The organism is Brevibacillus gelatini, from assembly GCF_050920745.1.
GTDB lineage: Bacteria > Bacillota > Bacilli > Brevibacillales > Brevibacillaceae > Brevibacillus > Brevibacillus gelatini.
In genome coordinates this window covers 779,298-799,130 of the sequence record NZ_CP154342.1, presented here as the reverse complement: position 1 = coordinate 799,130, position 19,833 = coordinate 779,298, and the positions used below count along the sequence as shown (strand labels likewise).

The following is a 19,833-nucleotide window of genomic DNA, read 5'->3' as shown; positions in this document are numbered from 1 at the left end:
TAGAGGAGTTTCAACAAACCTTAACAAACGTGTTTCCGGTTAGCGAATCGTTACTGCTTGCTCGCGTCAGTCGCAGTGGACTGATCGGCAGATTCGCTGCTTTCCGTTCCGGTGCCAGTTGTGCCAGCCGAGCTTGCGTCAGACTTGCTGTCCGCGCTGCTGTCACTGGCTGGTGCATCTGCGCTTGCCGGAGTATCAGAAGATGTGCTATCCGAACCACCTGTGGTCGTATCGGAGCTGTTTGCCGATGCGTCAGGTGTCGATTGGTTTTGCGAATCCGAGCTGTCCGCTGATTGTCCATCAGAAGAAGCCGGGGTTGTTTGGCTTGTGCCCTCTTGCTGCGTCGCAGGTTCAGGCGTCCCTGTTGTGCTGGAGCAGGCTACCAGGCTTCCAGACAGGAGCAATGCGACAGCTGCAATGGAAAACCATTTTTTATTCACGTTCATTCTCCTTTCATCCTTGGCTTTCGTGACCTTCTCGCCGTCACAAGTACATCGTACCGGGGAAAGATAACCATTCTGTAAGGAGAATCGGAAAAATTCATGATCCAAATATGAAAAAAGTATGACCATGACACGGGACGAGCCACGCATCATGGTGTTTGCTTGGCTTGTGGCACCGTCATTTTTGGCAGCAAAATGGTAAACGTGCTTCCCTGTCCCGGCACGCTTTCCACGCTGCACTCGCCATCGTGCAACTCGACCAGCTCTTTGACGATGGCCAGGCCAAGACCTGTGCCTTTGTTGTTTTTCGAGCGGCCGCGATCCACCTTGAAAAACCGCTCCCAAATCCGGTTCAGATCGTCTGCGCCAATGCCCATGCCCGTATCCTGCACCTGGATGCACACCCATGGGTCTTGCAGCTTGGCTGTCATCCGGATTTCGCCTGCTGTCGTGAACTTGAGCGCATTTTTCACCAGGTTTTTCAAAATTTGCGCCACCCTGTCCTTGTCCGCATAAATGCGCGGCAGCTCCTCCTCGACCTCCACTGTGAGCTGAAGTCCTTTTTCCTCGGCCTCCGGGCGGAAGGAAAAAGCGACCCGATTCATGACCTCTGCGACATCGACAGGAAACTTCGCGAGATTGACCTCTTTGTTTTCCAGCTTCATCAAATCCATCAGGTCATCGACCAACCGATTGACCTGCATCGTTTCTGAATACATGACGGCGTAGTATTTTTGCCGGGCCTCCTCATCCTCTACCAACCCGTCCTGCAGCGCCTCCAGAAAGCCTTGGATTGCGGTGAGCGGCGTGCGCAGCTCGTGGGACACATTGGCGAGAAAATCGTTGCGCACCTGCTCCAGATGATGCCGTTCCTGCTCGACCTTTTCCAGCTTTTCTGCCATCGTGTTGATCGTCTGCGCCAAATCGGCGATTTCATCTTGCGTGTCTACCTGGACACGCTCGGCGTAATTGCCCCTGCCGATCTCCGCCGCCGTCCGCTCGATTGTGCGCAGCGGCCGCGAGATCGACCAGGACAGGTAGGAAACCATTGCTGTAGATAGCACAACGCCAAACAGCGTCGCCCACAAAATCGTCTCGCGCATTTGTCCAAATGTTTTTTCAATCCCTTCGATGGGGGCGTGCAGGATGATTCCGCCGTACACCTTTTCACCCTCGCCCCATGGAACGGAAACCGAGAGCATCGGGTCTTCCAGCCCTTCGATTTTCAGCTCGGAAACGGCATTTTTGCCTTCCAGCACGTTGTCGGCTATCGAAACGGCCACCGACTTTCCGGTGAACACCTCGTCCTTCATGGAGGTCGCAACGATTTTTCCTTCCTTATTGAACAGCCAGATTCGCGTGTCGAATGACTCATCGAGCATTGCCAGCTTGTCCAGAAGCGCTTTGTTCACTTTATTGCTGTCGTGAATGGCCGCGTTCACTTTTTTCGCCATCCGCAAAAGCTCTTCTTCCTTGGAGTTGTAAATATACTCCCGTGCGAAAAAAGACAGCAGGATGCCGGAAATGCCCAGGCCGACCAGAACAGTCGCCAAAAAGCTGAACAGCAGGCGGCGGAAAATGCTTTTGGAAGTACCGAGCATCAGGCTTCCACCCCAAACTTGTAGCCGATCCCCCAAACCGTGTGGATGCACTCGTAAGGAAGCTTGTCCAGGCGTTGTCTGATCTTTTTGATATGGACATCAATCGTGCGGACATCCCCGAAGTAGTCGAATCCCCACACCTGCTCCAGCAATTGCTCGCGCGACCAGACGCTGCCCGGCGATTTCACCAGTTGCACGAGCAGATCAAATTCCTTCGGGCGAAAGCTGACCTTTTCTCCCGCGACGATCACCTCGCGCTTGTCCAGGTCGATCGTGAGCTGATCGAAGCTGAAAATGCGTGGCGCATCTTCTTCCACCTTTGGCTTCGGCTGCAGGCGGCGCATGATCGCCCGGATGCGCGCCACCAGCTCGCGCGGGCTGAACGGCTTGGTTACATAATCATCCGCTCCCAGCTCCAGGCCGAGTACGCGGTCAAATTCCTCGTCTTTTGCCGTTAGCATAATAATCGGGGTATCCCATTTTTTGCGAATTTCCCGACAAGCTTCAAAGCCGTCCATTTGCGGCATCATCACATCCAGAATCAGCACATCCGGCTGCTCGGTCTCTACAAGCGCAAGAGCTTCGCGCCCATCCTTGGCGACGACTAGCTCAATCTGTTGTTTTTCAAAATATAGGCGAATGATCTCGCGTACATTTGGATCGTCATCAGCAACAAGGACCTTCATTTGGGCCATGGCTAACAACCTCCCTTCCTTTGAACGGCATGGGAAAAAAGTGCCGTTTGTGACGCTACAGCTTTTTCCCATGGTAACACAGATCGCAAAAGTTGTGGACGGATAGAAGTCCTAGCTGGCCGGGAATAGCAGGAAGCATACGACAAAAACATGCAAAAAAACGTGCCGTTCCTCAAGAGAGGCGGCACGTTTTTGTTTGTTTCCCTTATCTGTAATGTCTACACTTTGCCGAGCTTTTGCTCCAGTACTTCTTGCTTGCCTTTTCGTCCAGGACGCAGGCTGCCCCAGAGGAAGCCGATCAGCGCACCGGCAATAGCCGGAAGCAGCCAGCCGATGCCTTCCTTGTACAGTGGCAGTTGCTCCAGAAGCGGAGCGATTGCGGCAATCTTGATTCCCGCCGTCGCGAATCCATCCGGCAGGCTGATGAGAGCCGTTGCGATGATCGCACCCCGGTAAACAGCGGCGTATCCTTTGAACCATTTATGGAAAAACGATACGAGCATCAGCACAATCGCCACAGGGTAGATCGCCATGAGCACCGGAACGGAAATGGCAATCAGTTGCGTCAGGCCTACGTTGGCAACAGCCGCGCTGAACACACTCAAAATAATCGCCATCACCTTGTAGGAAACACCCGGAATGTACTCGGAGAAAAAGCGGCTGCATGCCGTTACCAGGCCGACAGAGGTGGTCAGGCAAGCGAGTGTGACCGCCCCGCCAAGCAGCAGCGTACCGAGTGAACCAAACAAATGCTGGACAACCCCGGTCAAAATTTGTCCGCCGTTAGCGGACTGTCCGAGCGAGTAACTGGTGGCTCCCATGTAGCCAAGTGCCAGATAGACAAGCCCCAGGCCGATGGCGGCAATCACCGCTGCCTTGATCGTAGTCAAGGTCAGTCTTTTCGGATCGGTGATGCCTTTTTCCCGTACGGAAGCAGTCACGACGATCCCAAAAACCATGGCAGCGAGCGCGTCCAAGGTCAGGTAGCCTTCGACAAAGCCTTTGAAAAACGCTGTGTTCTGATAATCACCTGTCGGCTGTCCCACTTCGCCAATCGGATGAAACAGCGAAGTGAAAAACATGACGCCGATAATGATAAGCAAGGCTGGCGTCAATACTTTACCGATCCGGTCGACCAGCTTGCTCGGATTGAGTGCCAGCCAAAACGTAAGGGCAAAATAAACAATCGTGGTGATGAGCAAAGGAAGCGAACTGGCTTTCATCGACTCAGACAAAAACGGCAGAACGCCCATTTCATACGTAACTGTACCTGTACGTGGAATTGCCATGAATGGCCCAATCGACAAATACACGATGAAAGTAAATACAGTGGCAAATACGGGATGCACTCGCCCTGCCAATGCTTGCAGATTCCCCCCGCCCAATCCGACGGCGATTACGCCAAGGAGCGGCAAACCGACACCCGTAACGACGAAGCCGAGCATCGCGATCCAGACATTTTCTCCCGCAGCTTGTCCAAGCGCTGGTGGAAAAATCATGTTTCCTGCTCCAAAGAACAGGGCAAACAGCATAAGGCCTACAGTAATGATTTCTCTCGTTGAAAGTTCTTTCATGTTGATCCTTTCTATATGGGTTGTTTTTTTAAAATTTCCATTAGTATAACTTAATATTTCTTCACTTTTCAACGGTAAATTTGTTTAAAAGTAAAGAATTTTTGGCGAACTGGTAAACTATTCTTCCCATCTCTCTTTTCGCTTCACCGCTCCTACCGCTTCCCAAATATAGAGAGAATAAATGCTGCGCCACGGCACCCAGCGCTCGCCGATCCGGCGAATTTCCTCCTCGTCAGGCTTCGTGTCCCTGTTGTACACGAGCCAAATCCCGTTGCGCAGCCCGATGTCCGCTGCCGGCAGCAAATCGGGGCGGCCCATTCCAAACATCAGCATGCACTCCACTGTCCAGCGGCCAATGCCGCGCAGAGCAGTCAAATGCGCAATAATCTCCTCGTCCTCCATCGTCCACAGCCGCTCCAGATCAACCTTTCCGTCCACAATCGCCCGCGCGTAATCAATGATATACTCCGCTTTTCGCTGGCTGAACTGCAACGGACGCAGCTCTTCCGGCGACAGTCTCGCCACGGCCTCGGCAGTCGGAAAGGCGAGAAATTTTACGCCGTTTTCATCTTCCACCTCATCGCCAACCAGCGTCAGCAAACGCTGTGTTAAATTTGCCGCAAAAGTCAGATTAATTTGCTGACCAATTATCGTCTTGACCATCGACTGAAAAAGATCAGAGTCGTGCATCAGCCGCAGACCGCAAAAACGCTTGACAAGCACAGCCAGTTCCGGCTCTTCTCTCATCTGCTCGTAAATCGGCAAAAGATCCAGGTCTGCGCTGAAAACGTGGCGAATCGTTCGCTCCAGCTCTTGCTGTTCCGCTGCCGAGAGGCTAGAGGATGTCTCGATTTGCAGGGCAGGCTTTTCAAGCTCGCCCACGAATTGAACGCGGGTCAAAACAGGCCGCGTTCCGACCCGAAAAACACGCCGCAACAGCCCGTTCTCCGGCTGTACCTCCAATTGCGGGTCAGGGTGGGTCTGCAGACGCTGTAGCAGCCGCTCGAAGGAATACGGAGGTGTCAGTGGAATGGTGAATGTGCGCACGAAAAATTGCCCCCTTTCAACCTGAAGGAACCTTCCTGCTACATTCTAGCATAAACACCTCCGAATTCTCTTTCGGAGGTGTCATTTAGTATGCCTAGTATGCCCGCCTTACTTGGTGAACATTCCTTTGAGCACGAACTTCACGTTTGCCGGGCTTTCTGCCAGGCGGCGCATGAAATAGCCGTACCAGTCGTTTCCATATGGGACGTACACGCGCATTTTGTACCCTTCACGAGCGAGGTCGATCTGGGATTGAGTGCGGATGCCGTACAGCATCTGGAATTCAAACTGGGTGCGCGGAATGTTGTATTCCTTTTCGAGCTGTTTGACATAGGCGATAATGTTGTCGTCGTGCGTTGCCACCGCAGCGTATCCACCGTTCAGCAGATGCTGCTTAATGATTTTTTTGTAGTTCTCGTCTACATCCGCCTTGTTCGGGTACGCTACTTCCGGGGATTCCTTGTAAGCGCCTTTGACCAGGCGGAGGTTCACCTTTTTGTCCTTCAGGCTGTCGATGTCGTCGGATGCCTTGTACAGGTACGCCTGGATGACAGTTCCTACGTTATCGTACTCTTCCAGCAGTTCGTTCAAAATTTCCATCGTTACATGGTTGTGCGCGTAGTCTTCCATGTCGATGCGCACGAAAATGTTGCCGTTTTTCTTCGCGGTGTCGAGAATGCGGCGCATGTTGGTCATGCACAGGTCACGGCTGATGTCCAGACCGAGCGAGGTCATTTTCAGCGACAGGTTGCAATCTACGCCGGACTGGTGAATCGCTTCCAACGTTTTGATGCAGTAGTCAGCGGATTCGTTCGCTTCTTCCAGGCTGTAAACGAATTCACCGAGATGGTCGAGCGTGCACACGAGACCTTGCTCGTTCAACTTACGAACAGCGGCGATTGCTTCTGCAATGGTGACACCGGATACAAAGCGACCCGCACCGAAACGCAGACCCCACTTTTTAGCAGCCGCGTTCAGTGCTTTATTTTTGGATAAAAATAGAAAAAAGTTTTTCAGGGCTTGTTCCATCGTTGACTGTCTCCTCCTCAACGTAACTCTGCGTCGTTTGTACTAGCATGAACCGTGCCAACACATTTTAGCAAGCCGTATCCTGACTTTACGGAAGATTCCCGATCACGAGCATTGTACATACCTTTTAACACATATGTACATTTCGTGTTTATTCTTGTACACTTCTGATTAGATACTTTTCGTACAGGCAAGAGCAGTTCCGTTTACCTGTTAGTTTGGATAGGAAGTGATGATTTGAAACCTCTCTTCTCACTGGATAGTGTTGTCTCGGACTTGGCCGCTCCCGTCGATCCTGCTGATGTCAAAATACGCGCAGGCGAAAAAGAAGGTGTGTGGCAAGAGGGCGAACGTGCCGTCAAGGTGCTTGTCGTCTCCCGGACAGCTACGCTTGCGCAATGTCTGGAGCAAATCCGTCAGTCGCTCGCATCCGCCCAGTTGCCTGCGTTGGCAGTCGTCGATGAAGCTGGACGCGCAACCGGCATTGTTTTGCCCCATCAGCTTCTTGAAGCTTTTACCAACCTGGCGCAAAACCAGTCCGTCCTGCTCAGCACATTGATGGATACCATGAGTGAAGCGATTACGATTGTGGACTCCAATAACATCGTCCAGTACTGGAACCGGGCAGCCGAAACGATCTACGAGATCGACCGGGCACAAGTGCTGGGCACTTCTCTCGCCGAGCATTTTGCCAGCGAATCCATCCGCCTTCTGGACGCCTTGCGTCAAGGCACGTCGGTTCAACGGGTGTACCACATTCCCCGTCCGGACAGCCACGTCCTGATTAACGCCGCCCCCATTCGCCAGGGGGAAAAGATCATCGGGGCCATCTCCATCGAGCAGGATATTACAGAGCTTGTCCGTCTTAATGAAGAGCTGGCACACACGACCGCTCACCTGCACAATTTGCAGCAGGAAATGAGCAGGTTCCAGGCGGCGGACGATCCTTTTTACGCGATCAAGGGACATTCCGCCTCCATCCAGGCTGCCATCAGTTCAGCGAAAAAAGTCGCGCAGACCGATGCGACCGTGCTCATCTACGGCGAAAGCGGCGTCGGCAAAGAATTGTTTGCCCAGGCGATTCATCAGGCCAGTCGGCGTCGAGAGAAACCGTTTGTCGCCATTAACTGCGGAGCGATTCCGGCTGCCCTGTTCGAGAGCGAGCTGTTTGGCTATCAGGGCGGAGCTTTTACGGGTGCCAAGAAAACGGGCAAGCCGGGCAAGCTGGAGCTGGCGCATGGCGGCACGCTTTTCCTCGACGAAATCGGAGAGCTGCCTTTGGAGCTTCAGGTCAAGCTGCTTCGCGCCCTGCAGGAGCGGCAGTTTTACCGTGTCGGCGGAACCGAGCCGATCACCGTCAATACCAGGGTCATCGCGGCGACCAATCGTCAACTGGAACAGATGGTGGCAGACGGGCGTTTTCGCGAGGACCTGTACTATCGGCTCAATGTCTTTTCGCTGGAAATTCCGCCGCTGCGTGCCCGGCGCGAGGATTTGCCGGAGCTGGTGCAAATTTTCATCCACGAGTATTCCGTCGCGCACGAGCAAGCTGTCCCTCGCATTCCGTCCGAAGTCATGCAGGCGCTGTTCGACTACAGCTGGCCCGGAAACATCCGGCAACTGCGCAATGTCATCGAACGGCTGACCATCCTGCAGGAGAACGGCGTCATCTCGCCGGAGCATTTGCCAAGCGCCATTCGCTTCCAGCCAGAACCGCTTGCCCCCGCTGCCTTCGCCTCGCCGGGCGGTGAGTATTCTGCACCTGCTGCGCTGCATCCGGGCCCGACCGCTCCGTTTACACTGCACCATCCGGCAGGCCAAACGGAGAAAGACCGGATCATCGCCGCTCTGGAGCGCACGTACGGCAACAAAAAGGCGGCAGCCGAGCTGCTCGGCATCTCGCGCGGCACACTTTACAATAAAATGAAAAAATACGGTCTTGATGGGGAGTCGTTCCGATGGAATTGATCACTTGGGAGGATGACAAACTGGAAGTTCGCTACGGCGGGGAAAGCATCGTGCTTTTGCCGAAGGAATACGCCTTGCTGAAATTTATGTACACGTGGAAAAACCGGACCTTTTCCCGGGAAAATCTGCTCGACAGCGTATGGCCGCTGGAGGCCCCGACTGACCGCACGATTGATGACCACATTTACCGCCTGCGCAAAAAGCTGCAAAAATGGTCGCACCTGTTCACCATCGACACCGTGCGGGGAGTGGGCTACCGCCTGAGCTGGAAACAGCATCAGTCGCCCCGGCTGCAAGTATTGAAGCAGGACTTTTCGGAAAATATTCGCAGCATGCTGTCCACCTACCATGGAATGGGGATGGGTGCGGCCCTGCAAACACTCGCCGCCCACCAGGAGGTGCTCGGCTTTCAGCTTGATCCGTTCTACGCCACCTACATTCGCTTTGTCACGGGCGATTTCGCCTGGTTTGTCGCCGACGACGACACGCCTATGGGGGAAAAGCTGTTTTACCTTTTCCATTTGTACCATATGACCGAAATGGATGCCTGGAAGACGATGCAAATGTTCCAGACGGTCGTCAAAAACCAGTCGTCCATGCCGCAAGTTTTTCAGGACGAATTGCAGATTAACGCAGTCTCCCTCTATGCGAACATGGGCGAGTGGGAGCTTTCGCAAAAGCAGGTGGCACACGCCCGGACAATCGTGGAAAAAATGGATTCGGACAGCTTCACCCTCTTTTTGCTGGCAGGCGAAACCTGGCTGGCGCTGTTGTCCGGCTCGGTCGAAAAGGCGGAGGAACTGCTACAGCAAGCTTCGGCCATCCTGCAACGGCTGCCGATGCAGCGGGAGGTGGGCAGCTTCATGATGCTGCAAGGGCTTTGCCACTACCGCCGCCAGGAGATCGCCAAAGCCCGACGGCTGGTCGATGAAGGCCTCGACGTCATTTTGGCTACGCAGTTTGTCCCACATCTGATCTACGCGGTACACAACACCCTGCTGTTTTTTCGCCATGTCCCCTGTGATGAAAAATGGCAGAGCCGCTTTGAAAAAAAGTGGGACAGCCTGGCCGAGCAATACCAATTCGAGCATCTGAAAAAGGCGGTCGTCCGCAAGCTTTCTGCCCTCTTATGATACGCCTCTGACAAATCCCTTTTATCATCGAAGCAGTTCGAAATGATGGAGGGATTTTTTTGCTTACGAAAAACAAGACATTTCGCACTCTGCTTTTCGCTTACGGGCTGGCTACGCTGGGTGACTGGTTCGATTTTATCGCGGTCGCCATCTTTCTCGGTTACGTCTGGCAGGTCGATCCGATGACGATGGCGCTTTTGCCGATCGCCTATGCCGCTCCCGGCATTTTGCTTGGGCAATTGGCAGGGGTGCTGGCAGATCGCGTCCACAAAGTCCGAATGATGATCGCGGCGAATTTGGTTCAGGCGAGCCTCACCCTGCTTTTGCTCGCCATGCCTGATCCGCTCTTGTTCCTGCTCGTCATCGCCCTGCGCTCCTGCGCTTCCGTCTTCAACGATCCGGCGCAGCAGACGTTGACGCGGCAGATCGTCGCCCCGGAACATCTCTTGCAGGCGACTTCGCTGAACGGAGCCATCTTCCAGGGCGGAAAACTGATCGGGCCGCTGATCGGCGGGATGGTCGCCGCCATGGTGACACCAGCGCTCTGCCTCATCATCAATGCGGTGAGCTATCTGCTCTCCACGCTCTTGCTCCTGACCATTCGCCACGTGGAGAAAAAACTTCCCCGGCCCGCTTCCAGAGAGAAAACAATTTCGCTTCGCCTCGCCTGGAAGGAAGGCTGGACTGTCTTTTTGCAAAATCGGGTGTTGCTGTTAAGCTCGCTCTTTTCCCTGCTGGCGATGCTGGCGATTCAACTGGCCGACGCACAGCTTCCTGTCGTGTTCAGGGAAAAGGTTCCGGATCATCCGGAGGTTGTCGGATACTGTGTCAGTGTCATCGGGCTTGGCGCCTTGCTCACCATTACCTGGCTGCATCGGCGAAAAACCATTCGCTCGTACGGATGGGTACTTGGGGGAGGCGTGCTTTTGATCGGCACGTGCTTTGCCTGGATCGGTCTGTTCCAGCCGGGCGACGGCATCCACTGGCTGCTGGCGGCTTCGCTGCTCGCTGGCATCGGGACGGGGCTGACTACGGTCGGCACCAACTACCTCGTACAAAAAGAAACGCCCCCACACGCACTTGGGCGAGTAAGGGGCATTATCGATTCGCTGTCCAGCGCGACCTTTATTGCAGCGCCTTTACTGGGCGGCGTCCTGATGACCTGGCTCGGACCGGCGCAGACCTTTTTGTCGGTCGGCTTGCTGGTCGCAGCCGTCGGTGGGGGAGTCATTTTCTTGCAGCGCTGGATTTGGGGCAAGCCCGACGCCGCGGTTGCCGCTACTGCTGCTGCGGAACAAGCCGGATGATCCGGTCATCCCCGTCTCGCGGCACGCCACGCCCATCGCGGTTGTTGGTCAAAAGGTAGAGTGATCCATCCGGGCCTTCCACAACATCGCGAAGACGGCCTGGCTCATTGGCAAACATCGTGGACAACTCGGCGACGACATCCGCACGGGCAGGGTCCAGTTTCACACGCAGCAGTTGCTGACCGCGCAAGTTCGCGATGAGCAACTGCCCTGCCCACGGCCCTTTGCTGACAAAGGCCATGCCAGACGGTGCCCATGTCTCGGCTTTGCTGTGCCAGATCGGAGTGCGCATCCCTTGCTGCTCCTGATCGCCCGTAATGACGGGCCAGCCGTAGTTTCCTTTTGGTTCGATCCGGTTCAGTTCATCGTGCGCCGATGGGCCGTGCTCGGAGCTGTACAGCGTCCCCGTAGCCGGATTCCAGGCCAGCCCCTGCGGGTTGCGGTGACCAAGGCTGTAGACGGGAGAGCCGGGAAACGGGTTGTCCTGCGGAATCGTCCCGTCCAGATTGAGCCGCAAAATTTTTCCGGCGAGACTGTTCATGTCCTGCGCCAGTTCAGGCTCGCTGGCATCTCCGGTTGTGATGTAGAGCCGCTGGTCCGGGCCGATTCTCAGGCGGCCGCCATTATGGATAACACTTCCAGGGATTTTGTCGATCAATACCCGGTCGACCTCGGCCCGGTTGTTTTGCTCGCGCAGTCGCAGAACGCGATTGTAGGTTTGTTGTCCGTCTTGGTAAGTATGGTAGACGTACAAAAAATGGTTGCGGGCAAATTGCGGATCGAGCACAAGCCCCAAGAGCCCTCCTTCGCCCTCGCTGACAAACGGAGCCGGAAACGAGATGAGCGGTTGTTCCAGCAGCTTGCCAGCCTGAATGACTCTCACCCTGCCTGGCCGCTCTGTAAAAAAGAGGCGACCGTCTGCGGCAATATCTAGCGCCCACGGTACATCGAGCTGATCTGCCACCACTTCTGTCCGATACGGGAGCTCCTGCTGCACAGGCCGCCCCAGTGCGGTGTCGTCTGCCTCACAAGCCAATGCCGGCAAACTCAAAACTACACTCAGCACGACCAGCATCCAGCTTTTCCACGTCACGATTCCTTTCATGTCCACCCTCCTTTGATTCGGTCCAATGTGAATCAGGCAGCACTTTTGCCCCAAAAAAGCTCCATCTCCGGCAAAATCAATGTTTTTTATTTGTAAAAAAAATTGGTCCGGCTGACCAATTTGTGAAAAAGTTATTCGATTACCACTTGCCTGCGTTCCTCGATTTGCCTGTGCAGAATGTACTTGCGCAAATTGTGGAAATGCCGGGCACTGATTGATTGGATTGTGCAGCCGTAAAAGTAGTGCGGGCCTTCAATCCGCTCGTGGATGACGTTCAACTCTGTTTTCACGACGCCGTCCGGCCTGTTTCGTCCGTACAGCTCAAAGGAAAACACAATGCCCTGGTCGACCGGAACGGGCTTGTCAACCCGAAACGCCAATCCTCCGATACTCATGTTCACCAGATAGGCCATTTGACTGTAAACGGAAAAAAGTGAATCCGGCTCCTGGGTCGGATATTGCACCCAGCCTTTTACGTCCATATCGAAACGCGGATAACGCCTGCGCTGCTCACGGAACTCGCTGATCGTAGGCGAATGGAACAAAAACAGCCGATTTTTGTCCTTCGCCACCACGACAGCCTCAAAGTTGCTGATGGTTTCAAAATCACCGATTAACAGGCAAGGAATCTGATCTCCTACAGTCACTTCCAGTTGCTGGGGGAAGACGGCCTCGATCAAGTCTCCTTCTCCATAGGTCACTTGGCCTTCCACCACTTGATTCCCTTTTCTAATTTGTATAATACTTTCCATCTACGTTCTCCACCACTTCGTACAATAATTTACTAGGTTTTCCGCCTTCTTCCCTGGATGCTTTTCGCGGAAAATAAGGGTATAATGGGAACATTGACAGATAGGAGGTTACAAACCGATGACTCGTTATCAAATGGTAACACTGGCTTTGGCATTTTGCGTAACCGCCTGTCTCATCGGAGTTGGCATTTCCATCGGGGAAAAAAGCCCCCTTGGCATCCTTGGTTGTATCGTCGTTGCCTTCTCATTGATGGGATTTGGCTTTTCGTACAAGCGCAAGCATATGCGCTAACCTCTTCTCCGTTTATCGCCGTACAAGCAGGCTGTTTAAGTAAAACAGAACGGACGGCAAGCCTTTTGCCTGTTTCAACAGTTGTCTAGCAATCGTATAAATGCGTGGCTGGCTGCGGTTTACTTTGCGATCTGCCAGGTAAAATGCGACCAGCCCGTCAACGATCATACGGTGAAATGCAGGATTTGGCAAGCGTTTAACGCTTGCCTTTGCTTGTTTGATGAAAAATTGCAAGCGCTCCGTCGCCTCCTGCTCGGAATCGTAGTAGCTCACGAAGTTCAAATCCCCGCCCAGTCTGTCTTCCTCCAGGTCAATCAAGTAATCGAGCAATATATGTAATCCGCAAAGCCATGGAAAATACGCTTCGCTGACCGTGTCGATAGTCTGTTCGCTGACATGTTCCTCTGTCGCCAGGCAAAACAGGGCAAAAATCCCGATTGTCGAGCCTGTTACGGCTGCAAACTCCTGCCACTGCAAATAGTCGTAGCGCTCCTTGTACTCATCCCACCAGGCTAAAAGCTCGCCCTCGCGCAAATGCTGGGCAATGTGCTTGTACACTTGCAAATCGCTGTACAAACAGGAGAAGTGCAGCACCTGCGGCTGTATCTTGCTGTAAGCGGGCAGCTGTGCTGCATAGCGCTGACAGGTTTGCACCAAATCCGCCAAAAAGCCACCGTCATCCTTGTCCTCGCGGTAACGGTAGTAATCGCGTAGCGGCGCACCGGGTGTCAGCGCATCCTGCATCGAAAAATGCAGCTGCCGAAAATCCTGTGGGTCCAGTGAAGTGCTGCGATCACACAGATTGTCCAGATAGTCGCTGATCGTCTGGTAAGCCACGATCAAAGGTACGATCGTCTCCACGTGCGGGATGACCTGCGCGGCGTAGACGCATCCTCCCTGGCAATGAAATTTTTTGGAGTTCATGCTGTCCTGCGCCTGCTTCCTGAGTTCCGGGTTGGGAATCGCCCGGGCTTTTTCGTACCAGGCCGCAAACTCCCGCTCCAGAACAGGTTGAACATGACGATAGACCCGATATAGTAACTGCCAAGGACTGCGTAGTTCGCTCACATGCTTCCCTCCCAAAACAACAATAGAAATATCTTACCACATTTGCATGCGCACTCCAAAAGTCACCCGTGCAATACCCCAAGTCTTCTTTTGGCTTCCATATAGAGAACATAGATGAACTTTTTCATGTGGATGCGCGTGGGAGGAAGCGACGCCGCCACCTGGTTTTCAAGCTCGCGCATGCGCTTGCGTACTTCTGTAAAATCAAAAAACAGAGCGGCGTAGCTTTCGAACTTCGGGTGGCCAAAATCGGTCAGCCCGAGAGAAGCGAGATGCGTCAAGGCTTGGTAGATGACCCGTCGCACGCGCTGCTCTGCGGCCTTGCTCTCTTTTTGGATCAAGACAGCCGTCTCCGTTCCCAGCTTGCGCCTGGCCACAGCGGCAAAAATGTCGCGCAGCGAAGGCAGCTTGGCTTCGGTGCCATTGTCCTTCTCCCAGCGGTGCAAAAGCTCCATCATCGCAAGCAAGTCCTTGCTTCCTTTTTCGCTGATGACGCCAAGCTCTGTCAAAAGGAAGGCAGCCGAGGACAAAAGGCTCTGCTCCGAATAGCCGTACTCGACAGGACGGGGAGAAGGCGTTTCTGCCGTCAGCACACGCAAGGAGCGCTGGATGCCCTCGATTGATTGCTGCATCAGGATTCGCTCCCGCACTTTTTGCAAGACGCTGATGATCTCCCGCCGATTTACGGGCTTCGTCACGTAGTATTCAACCCCCAGCGAATACGCCTCTGCGATCAGCTCTTTCGTCTCGACCTGGGAAATCATGACGATTTTGCCCGTGTAGCGATCCAGCTGCCGGATTGTCTCCATGCCATCCCGTTTCGGCATCAGCATGTCAATCAGCAAAACGTCCACCTGCTTCCAGCTCAAAAAATCATGGTCAACGAGAGAGCCGTCCTCCGCTTCCCCGCACACCTCGCCCAAATCGGCATCCTCAATGATTTGAGCGAGCATGAATCGCACAGCAGAATCGTCGTCCACGATGAAGTAGCGCATCCGTCCACCCCTTTTTCGAATCAAACTCGCGACTGGCAAAGCAGTGCAGTTGTTTTCCTGCAAATGGCCGATGATGCATCACGTGAAAGAGCGAAACGAAAAAACAAAGCTGGCAAGATCAAGGTATGTGAATTTTTCGCAATAGAAAGACAATTCCCCTTTGTCCAGTCTTCCCGAACAAGATACATGAGTGTATGCACTGTTTTCCTATTTTACTATATATTTTTGCAGGTTTTCGTAGTTTTTTCTAGTCGACCCTTTACAATGCAAAATGAACGTTATATACATAATTTTCCGACAAGGAGGAATTACTTTGAAGAAGAGCTCGTTTCTGATCTCGCTTACCTTATTCCTCTCCATGACCTTGCTGACCGCATGTGGCAGCAGTCAGCAGCTCGTGATCGCTACCGGCGGCACAGGCGGCACGTACTATCCGCTCGGCGGGGGAATGGCCGACCACATTACAAAAAACGCCGGAGTGACGGCCACCGCCCAGGCAACGGGCGCTTCCGCCGAAAACATTCGACTGCTTCGCGACAAAAAAGCAGATATTGCCTTTACACAAAATGATATTGCAGAATACGCTGCGGCTGGCACGAACATGTTCCAGCAGGATGGCAAAATCGACTCGTTCCAGGCTTTGGGCGCTCTCTACGACGAGACGATCCAGATTGTCGTCTCGGCAGACAGCAACATCAAGAGCGTAGCCGATTTGAAAGGAAAGCGCGTCTCTGTCGGCGCGCCCGGCAGTGGTACAGAGATCAACGCCCAGCAAATTTTGGAGGCGTACGGAATGACGTTCGACGATACGCAGTTGCAGCGTCTCTCGTTTGCCGACTCGGCCAAGGCGATCCAGGACGGAAAGCTCGACGCGGCGTTCCAGACTGCCGGTACGCCAACTGCCGCCATCACCGAGCTGGCTGCCACGACAGGCGTGAAAATCATCCCGATCGACAGCGACAAGATCGACGCGATTATCGCCAAATACCCTTACTACGTCAAAACAACCATTCCGGCGAATACGTACCAGACCGTTCCCGAGGAAGTCACGACCGTGTCCGTCAAATCCATGCTGCTGGTCCGCTCCGATCTCAGTGAAGACCTCGTGTACAAGGTGGCAAAGGCGATTTTTGAAAACACCGACAAGCTCGGCCACGCCAAGGCCAAGGAAATCAAGCTCGACAGCGTGCTCAGCGGCGTCAGCATCCCGATCCATCCAGGCGCGAAAAAGTATTTTGACGAAAAAGGCGTGAAGTAACAGCGTATGACGGAAATCCGGTCTGCGGTTTATGGAGGGAGGCGGAATCTGTTCCGCCTTTTCTCCTTCCTGGCTTTGCTTTTGCTCGGCAGTGTCGCTGTCATTCCTTTGTTTCCTGTATTGGTGGTGCGCGACAGCACGAGCAACGAGGTTCTCTGGAGCCACCGCATCGCACACGACGGCTCCTTTGGCATTCGCTGGACTCATTCTATCCATCGTTCGGACATTGAAGAGCACTACCGTCTGGAAGCCGGGCAGATCGTCCTCACAAGGCTCCGCTTTCACGACTACGGCATCGGCATGGAAAACGAACTGGCCGCAGGCGAGGAGCTGGTGCTCGCAGACGGACAGTTCGAAGTGCGCAACATGCACCGCGTCTTCCCCGCGCTCCACCTGTTTATCGGACAGGTTCGGGCGAATCATACGTTGCTTTTCGCTGGACAAGAGCTGCCGCTTCGCACGATTGGCAAGCCCGGAGAGGCTGTCGTCATACAGGCGGAAAAACGATCCATGTTAAGCGAGTTAGGAGGGTACGAATGAGTACGACGAACATCAACCAGCAAGAAGTGGGAAAGCTCATCGCGCAATACGACAAGGAAGCCGCCACACGCCAGCTCGCCGGACCGATGAAATGGATCACCTTTTGCCTGTTGGTCCTCTTTTCCCTCTACCAGCTTGCAAGCACGCTTTTTTTCGTCCTCCCGCCGCAAATTCATCGGCCGATCCACCTGGCGTTCGGGCTTTGTCTCGTCTACCTGCTTTATTCGGGAACCGCCAAGGGCGGCAAAGGAAAAGTCGGGGTCGTAAACATCATTCTCGCTCTTTTGGGTGTAGCCGTCACCATGTACTGGGTGATTGATTACGAAGGACTGGTTACGCGGACAGGCAACTACACGACACTGGACATGGCCGTAGGCGGTATCGCCATCCTGCTCGTGCTGGAAGCGGCGCGGCGCGTGGTCGGCATCCCGATCACCCTGATCGCGACCATTTTCCTTCTCTATACGTATCTCGGCCCGTACATGCCGGGCTTTTTGCAGCATCGCGGCAGTGATCTCGACCGGATTATCGGTCATAGCTACTACACCTTGGAAGGGATTTTGGGCACGCCGCTCGCCGTTTCGTCCACGTTCATTTTCTTGTTCGTGCTGTTCGGCGCGTTTCTGGAAAAGACAGGGGTCGGCGAGTATTTCAACGATTTGTCGCTCGTCATTGCCGGCAGACGTATCGGCGGCCCGGCCAAGGTAGCGGTGTTTTCCAGCGCGCTGCAGGGCACGATCAGCGGCAGCTCCGTCGCCAATGTCGTCACCTCTGGCGCCTTCACAATCCCGATGATGAAGCGGCTTGGCTACCGCCCGGAATTTGCCGCAGCCGTTGAAGCGTCCTCCTCCACAGGCGGACAAATCATGCCGCCTGTCATGGGTGCCGCCGCCTTTTTAATGGCGGAATTTATCGGCGTGCCGTACCTGGAGATTGCCAAATCTGCCGCTTTGCCCGCCATCCTGTTTTTTGCAGGGATCTGGATCATGACGCACTTCGAGGCGAAGCGGCTTGGCCTGCGCGGTCTGACGCAGGAAGAGCTCCCAGACAAAAAGGCTGTGCTGCAAAAAATGTACTTGCTTTTGCCCATCGTCATTATCATCGCTGCCTTGATGATGAATATTTCCGCCGAAAATTCCGCCATCATCGGGATTGTCTCCACTGTCATAGTCGGCGCTTTTCGCAAAGAGACGCGCATGTCGGTTGCCGACATCCTCGAAGCGCTCGCCACTGGTGCCCGCGTCGCTCTCGGTGTCGTGGCGGCAACGGCTTGCGCCGGAATTATCGTCGGCACGATCACGCTCACAGGCATCGGGCTTAAACTGGCGAACGGCCTGATCGACCTGGCAGGCGGGCAGTTGTTCCTCACGCTGTTTTTCACGATGATCGCTTCCTTGATTCTGGGCATGGGGACGCCGACTACCGCCAACTACATTATCACCTCAACCATTGCCGCTCCTGCGCTGATCCAGTTGGGTGTACCTGCAATCGCTGCCCATATGTTCACGTTTTACTTCGGGATCGTAGCTGACATTACGCCGCCTGTCGCACTGGCCGCCTTCGCCGCGTCAGGCATCGCCAAGTCCAAGCCGATTCTCACCGGCGTAGAGTCCACGCGACTCGCCATCGCCGCCTTCATGGCTCCCTATATTTTCGTCGTTTCGCCCGCGCTTTTGCTGATTGACACGACTTTTGCCGAGTCGCTCTGGGTGTTGTTTACTTCTACCGTCGGCATGATCGGGGTCGGGACAGGGCTGATCGGATACTGGATGGCAAAAATGAATCTGCTGGAGCGGCTGCTCGCGGTCATAGGCGGAGTGCTTGCCGTCATCCCCGGCCTTGCGACAGACATCCCTGGCTTCCTCCTGCTCGGGCTCGGTTTTGGCTTTTCCTATTACAAAAGCCGCAGGCATAAGCAGCAGGTGCAAGTCACTCCCTAGCCGGACGGCTACAAAAAATCCCTCCCGCCGCATCCCTTTGCTTGCAGCAAGCGAAGGGCGCGGGGAAGGGATTTTTTATTTTTCCTCGCCGTGGCGGATGATTTTGGTCCAGCCGTCTACCTGCTCCACGCGGCGCTCCTTCATGAGCTTGCCAAGCGCGCGCTTGAAGCTGGACTTGCTCATCTGGAATTTTTCGCGGATAATATCGGCTTCCGTGCTGTCCGAGTAGGGCATCGACCCGCCGCGGTCAATCAAATAGCGCAAGAGCTTGTCTGCATCCTCGCCGTACTGCACTTCCTTGCGCTCCCTCATCGAGCCGTTCAGGCGACCGTCTTCGCGCACGTAGCTGATGCGGCAGCGAATCGTCTGGCCCAGACGCAGGCGACCCACCATCTCGTCGCGGTGGATAAACAAAATATGGTCATCCTCGGTCAGCAAAAAGGCCCCTGCCGCAATGACCTTGTAGACGGTGCCTTCTACCTGCCTGTTTCGCATACTGCTGTCAGCGGGAACCGCTATTTTCGTCACTTCCGCTTCTGTCACAGGCTTGGCGAGCAGCCGTCCGAGCTTGTCTCGCTTCAGCGTCACCAACAGTTGATCGCGCGGGCGCGGCCATTCATCTGCGAGCTTTGGCAGGTCATCGACAAACAAAAGCAAATCTTTTTTGATCCCGTTGTCCAAAAACACGCCCATCCGCGGCGAAACATCCACGACCTCCAGCCAGCCGTACTCTCCCATGCTGACATATGGCATGTCCATCGTCGCTGCCAGCCGATTTTCGTGGTCATGGTACAAAAACACTTCTACTTCATCGCCCACATGCAGCCGCTCGTGCGCTTCCTTTTCATGCAAAAACACTTCATCGTTGCCCGCGCGCAAAAAATAGCCGATCTCCGTTTTGCGCGCCACTGTCATGGCAAGCGTCATGCCCGCTTGCAGGTTTCCCGTTGCAGCCAGTTGCGGCTCGCGTTTTTTCTTTTTGTGCATGTTTGTTTCTTCCTCACTCTCTTCCTGTATGCACACTAACTATACCCATCCCGGACGGGAAAATACCACCATTTTTTTATGCAGACCGTCCTTTCAAAA

18 protein-coding genes are annotated in these 19,833 nt (G+C 54.3%); 7 read left to right on the top strand and 11 right to left on the bottom strand.

What is annotated here, in order from left to right; genetic code table 11:
• Nucleotides 1-50: 50 nt before the first annotated feature.
• The 6 genes from AAFJ72_RS04145 to AAFJ72_RS04120 form a co-directional block, all read right to left on the bottom strand.
• Nucleotides 51-446 carry a hypothetical protein gene (locus tag AAFJ72_RS04145; protein WP_432776170.1) on the bottom strand — a complete coding sequence of 132 codons (396 nt, stop codon included), beginning with the start codon at nucleotides 444-446 and terminating at the stop codon, nucleotides 51-53.
• A 146-nt stretch (nucleotides 447-592) separates the two neighbouring features.
• A complete protein-coding gene (locus AAFJ72_RS04140; protein ID WP_432776169.1) occupies nucleotides 593-2,044 on the bottom strand; it encodes an ATP-binding protein in 1,452 nt (483 codons plus the stop codon).
• A complete protein-coding gene (locus tag AAFJ72_RS04135) occupies nucleotides 2,044-2,739 on the bottom strand; it encodes a response regulator transcription factor (protein ID WP_122903308.1) in 696 nt (231 codons plus the stop codon). Before AAFJ72_RS04135 ends, AAFJ72_RS04140 begins: the two co-directional genes overlap by 1 nt.
• A 218-nt stretch (nucleotides 2,740-2,957) precedes the next feature.
• The gene (gene brnQ / locus AAFJ72_RS04130) at nucleotides 2,958-4,313 is read right to left on the bottom strand and encodes a branched-chain amino acid transport system II carrier protein (protein ID WP_432776168.1); all 1,356 of its coding nucleotides are present in this window, start codon (nucleotides 4,311-4,313) and stop codon (nucleotides 2,958-2,960) included.
• Between the two features lie 117 nt (nucleotides 4,314-4,430).
• Nucleotides 4,431-5,360 (bottom strand): DNA-3-methyladenine glycosylase family protein, encoded by a 930-nt coding sequence (locus tag AAFJ72_RS04125; RefSeq protein WP_432776167.1) that lies wholly within the window; start codon nucleotides 5,358-5,360, stop codon nucleotides 4,431-4,433.
• Nucleotides 5,361-5,468: 108 nt separating this feature from the next.
• Nucleotides 5,469-6,389, bottom strand: coding sequence for a proline dehydrogenase family protein (locus AAFJ72_RS04120; RefSeq protein WP_432776166.1), 921 nt, complete (start codon nucleotides 6,387-6,389; stop codon nucleotides 5,469-5,471).
• 237 nt (nucleotides 6,390-6,626) lie between these two features.
• Between AAFJ72_RS04120 and AAFJ72_RS04115 the strand changes: the two genes are divergently transcribed.
• The 3 genes from AAFJ72_RS04115 to AAFJ72_RS04105 are packed head-to-tail and all read left to right on the top strand — an operon-like array spanning nucleotide 6,627 to nucleotide 10,797.
• A complete protein-coding gene (locus AAFJ72_RS04115; RefSeq protein ID WP_432776165.1) occupies nucleotides 6,627-8,357 on the top strand; it encodes a sigma 54-interacting transcriptional regulator in 1,731 nt (576 codons plus the stop codon).
• Entirely contained in the window at nucleotides 8,348-9,490 is a 1,143-nt protein-coding gene (locus AAFJ72_RS04110; protein ID WP_432776164.1) for a winged helix-turn-helix domain-containing protein, read from the top strand. The genes AAFJ72_RS04115 and AAFJ72_RS04110 overlap by 10 nt, the downstream gene beginning before the upstream one ends.
• Before the next feature lie 59 nt (nucleotides 9,491-9,549).
• On the top strand, nucleotides 9,550-10,797 hold the full coding sequence (locus tag AAFJ72_RS04105) for an MFS transporter (protein WP_432776163.1): 1,248 nt from the start codon (nucleotides 9,550-9,552) through the stop codon (nucleotides 10,795-10,797).
• On the opposite strand, the gene AAFJ72_RS04100 is transcribed toward AAFJ72_RS04105, so the two are convergent.
• The gene (locus AAFJ72_RS04100; protein WP_432776162.1) at nucleotides 10,769-11,902 is read right to left on the bottom strand and encodes a PQQ-dependent sugar dehydrogenase; all 1,134 of its coding nucleotides are present in this window, start codon (nucleotides 11,900-11,902) and stop codon (nucleotides 10,769-10,771) included. The genes AAFJ72_RS04105 and AAFJ72_RS04100 overlap by 29 nt on opposite strands.
• A 131-nt stretch (nucleotides 11,903-12,033) precedes the next feature.
• Complete coding sequence (locus AAFJ72_RS04095) at nucleotides 12,034-12,654, bottom strand: PilZ domain-containing protein (RefSeq protein ID WP_432776161.1); 621 nt, start codon at nucleotides 12,652-12,654, stop codon at nucleotides 12,034-12,036.
• Between the two features lie 118 nt (nucleotides 12,655-12,772).
• On the opposite strand from AAFJ72_RS04095, the gene AAFJ72_RS04090 reads away from it, so the two are divergent.
• Nucleotides 12,773-12,946: a DUF5325 family protein gene (locus tag AAFJ72_RS04090; protein WP_170163359.1), complete on the top strand. Its 174-nt coding sequence runs from the start codon at nucleotides 12,773-12,775 to the stop codon at nucleotides 12,944-12,946.
• Between the two features lie 12 nt (nucleotides 12,947-12,958).
• On the opposite strand, the gene AAFJ72_RS04085 is transcribed toward AAFJ72_RS04090, so the two are convergent.
• Both AAFJ72_RS04085 and AAFJ72_RS04080 read right to left on the bottom strand, forming a co-directional pair.
• Nucleotides 12,959-14,014, bottom strand: a complete 1,056-nt coding sequence (locus AAFJ72_RS04085) for a tetraprenyl-beta-curcumene synthase family protein (protein WP_432776160.1) — start codon at nucleotides 14,012-14,014, stop codon at nucleotides 12,959-12,961.
• A 62-nt stretch (nucleotides 14,015-14,076) separates the two neighbouring features.
• Entirely contained in the window at nucleotides 14,077-15,009 is a 933-nt protein-coding gene (locus AAFJ72_RS04080; protein WP_432776159.1) for a response regulator, read from the bottom strand.
• 313 nt (nucleotides 15,010-15,322) lie between these two features.
• Here AAFJ72_RS04080 and AAFJ72_RS04075 point away from each other — a divergent pair, with 313 nt between their 5' ends.
• Genes AAFJ72_RS04075 through AAFJ72_RS04065 form a run of 3 tightly spaced genes read left to right on the top strand, consistent with a single transcriptional unit; the run spans nucleotide 15,323 to nucleotide 18,747 of the window.
• Nucleotides 15,323-16,267, top strand: coding sequence for a TAXI family TRAP transporter solute-binding subunit (locus AAFJ72_RS04075; RefSeq protein WP_432776158.1), 945 nt, complete (start codon nucleotides 15,323-15,325; stop codon nucleotides 16,265-16,267).
• 6 nt (nucleotides 16,268-16,273) lie between these two features.
• Nucleotides 16,274-16,807, top strand: a complete 534-nt coding sequence (locus AAFJ72_RS04070; RefSeq protein ID WP_432776157.1) for a DUF1850 domain-containing protein — start codon at nucleotides 16,274-16,276, stop codon at nucleotides 16,805-16,807.
• Complete coding sequence (locus tag AAFJ72_RS04065) at nucleotides 16,804-18,747, top strand: TRAP transporter permease (protein ID WP_432776156.1); 1,944 nt, start codon at nucleotides 16,804-16,806, stop codon at nucleotides 18,745-18,747. Before AAFJ72_RS04070 ends, AAFJ72_RS04065 begins: the two co-directional genes overlap by 4 nt.
• Before the next feature lie 75 nt (nucleotides 18,748-18,822).
• On the opposite strand, the gene AAFJ72_RS04060 is transcribed toward AAFJ72_RS04065, so the two are convergent.
• Entirely contained in the window at nucleotides 18,823-19,734 is a 912-nt protein-coding gene (locus AAFJ72_RS04060; protein ID WP_122903295.1) for a CvfB family protein, read from the bottom strand.
• Between the last annotated feature and the right edge of the window lie 99 nt (nucleotides 19,735-19,833).

Excerpts from the sequence above, each read along its gene's own strand:
- AAFJ72_RS04145 (WP_432776170.1), bottom strand. The coding sequence starts at position 446 with ATGAACGTGAATAAAAAATGGTTTTCCATTGCAGCTGTCGCATTGCTC.
- AAFJ72_RS04140 (WP_432776169.1), bottom strand. The coding sequence starts at position 2,044 with ATGCTCGGTACTTCCAAAAGCATTTTCCGCCGCCTGCTGTTCAGCTTT.
- AAFJ72_RS04135 (WP_122903308.1), bottom strand. The coding sequence starts at position 2,739 with ATGGCCCAAATGAAGGTCCTTGTTGCTGATGACGATCCAAATGTACGC.
- brnQ (WP_432776168.1), bottom strand. The coding sequence starts at position 4,313 with ATGAAAGAACTTTCAACGAGAGAAATCATTACTGTAGGCCTTATGCTG.
- AAFJ72_RS04120 (WP_432776166.1), bottom strand. The coding sequence starts at position 6,389 with ATGGAACAAGCCCTGAAAAACTTTTTTCTATTTTTATCCAAAAATAAA.
- AAFJ72_RS04110 (WP_432776164.1), top strand. The coding sequence starts at position 8,348 with ATGGAATTGATCACTTGGGAGGATGACAAACTGGAAGTTCGCTACGGC.
- AAFJ72_RS04100 (WP_432776162.1), bottom strand. The coding sequence starts at position 11,902 with ATGAAAGGAATCGTGACGTGGAAAAGCTGGATGCTGGTCGTGCTGAGT.
- AAFJ72_RS04095 (WP_432776161.1), bottom strand. The coding sequence starts at position 12,654 with ATGGAAAGTATTATACAAATTAGAAAAGGGAATCAAGTGGTGGAAGGC.
- AAFJ72_RS04090 (WP_170163359.1), top strand. The coding sequence starts at position 12,773 with ATGACTCGTTATCAAATGGTAACACTGGCTTTGGCATTTTGCGTAACC.
- AAFJ72_RS04080 (WP_432776159.1), bottom strand. The coding sequence starts at position 15,009 with ATGCGCTACTTCATCGTGGACGACGATTCTGCTGTGCGATTCATGCTC.
- AAFJ72_RS04070 (WP_432776157.1), top strand. The coding sequence starts at position 16,274 with ATGACGGAAATCCGGTCTGCGGTTTATGGAGGGAGGCGGAATCTGTTC.
- AAFJ72_RS04065 (WP_432776156.1), top strand. The coding sequence starts at position 16,804 with ATGAGTACGACGAACATCAACCAGCAAGAAGTGGGAAAGCTCATCGCG.
- AAFJ72_RS04060 (WP_122903295.1), bottom strand. The coding sequence starts at position 19,734 with ATGCACAAAAAGAAAAAACGCGAGCCGCAACTGGCTGCAACGGGAAAC.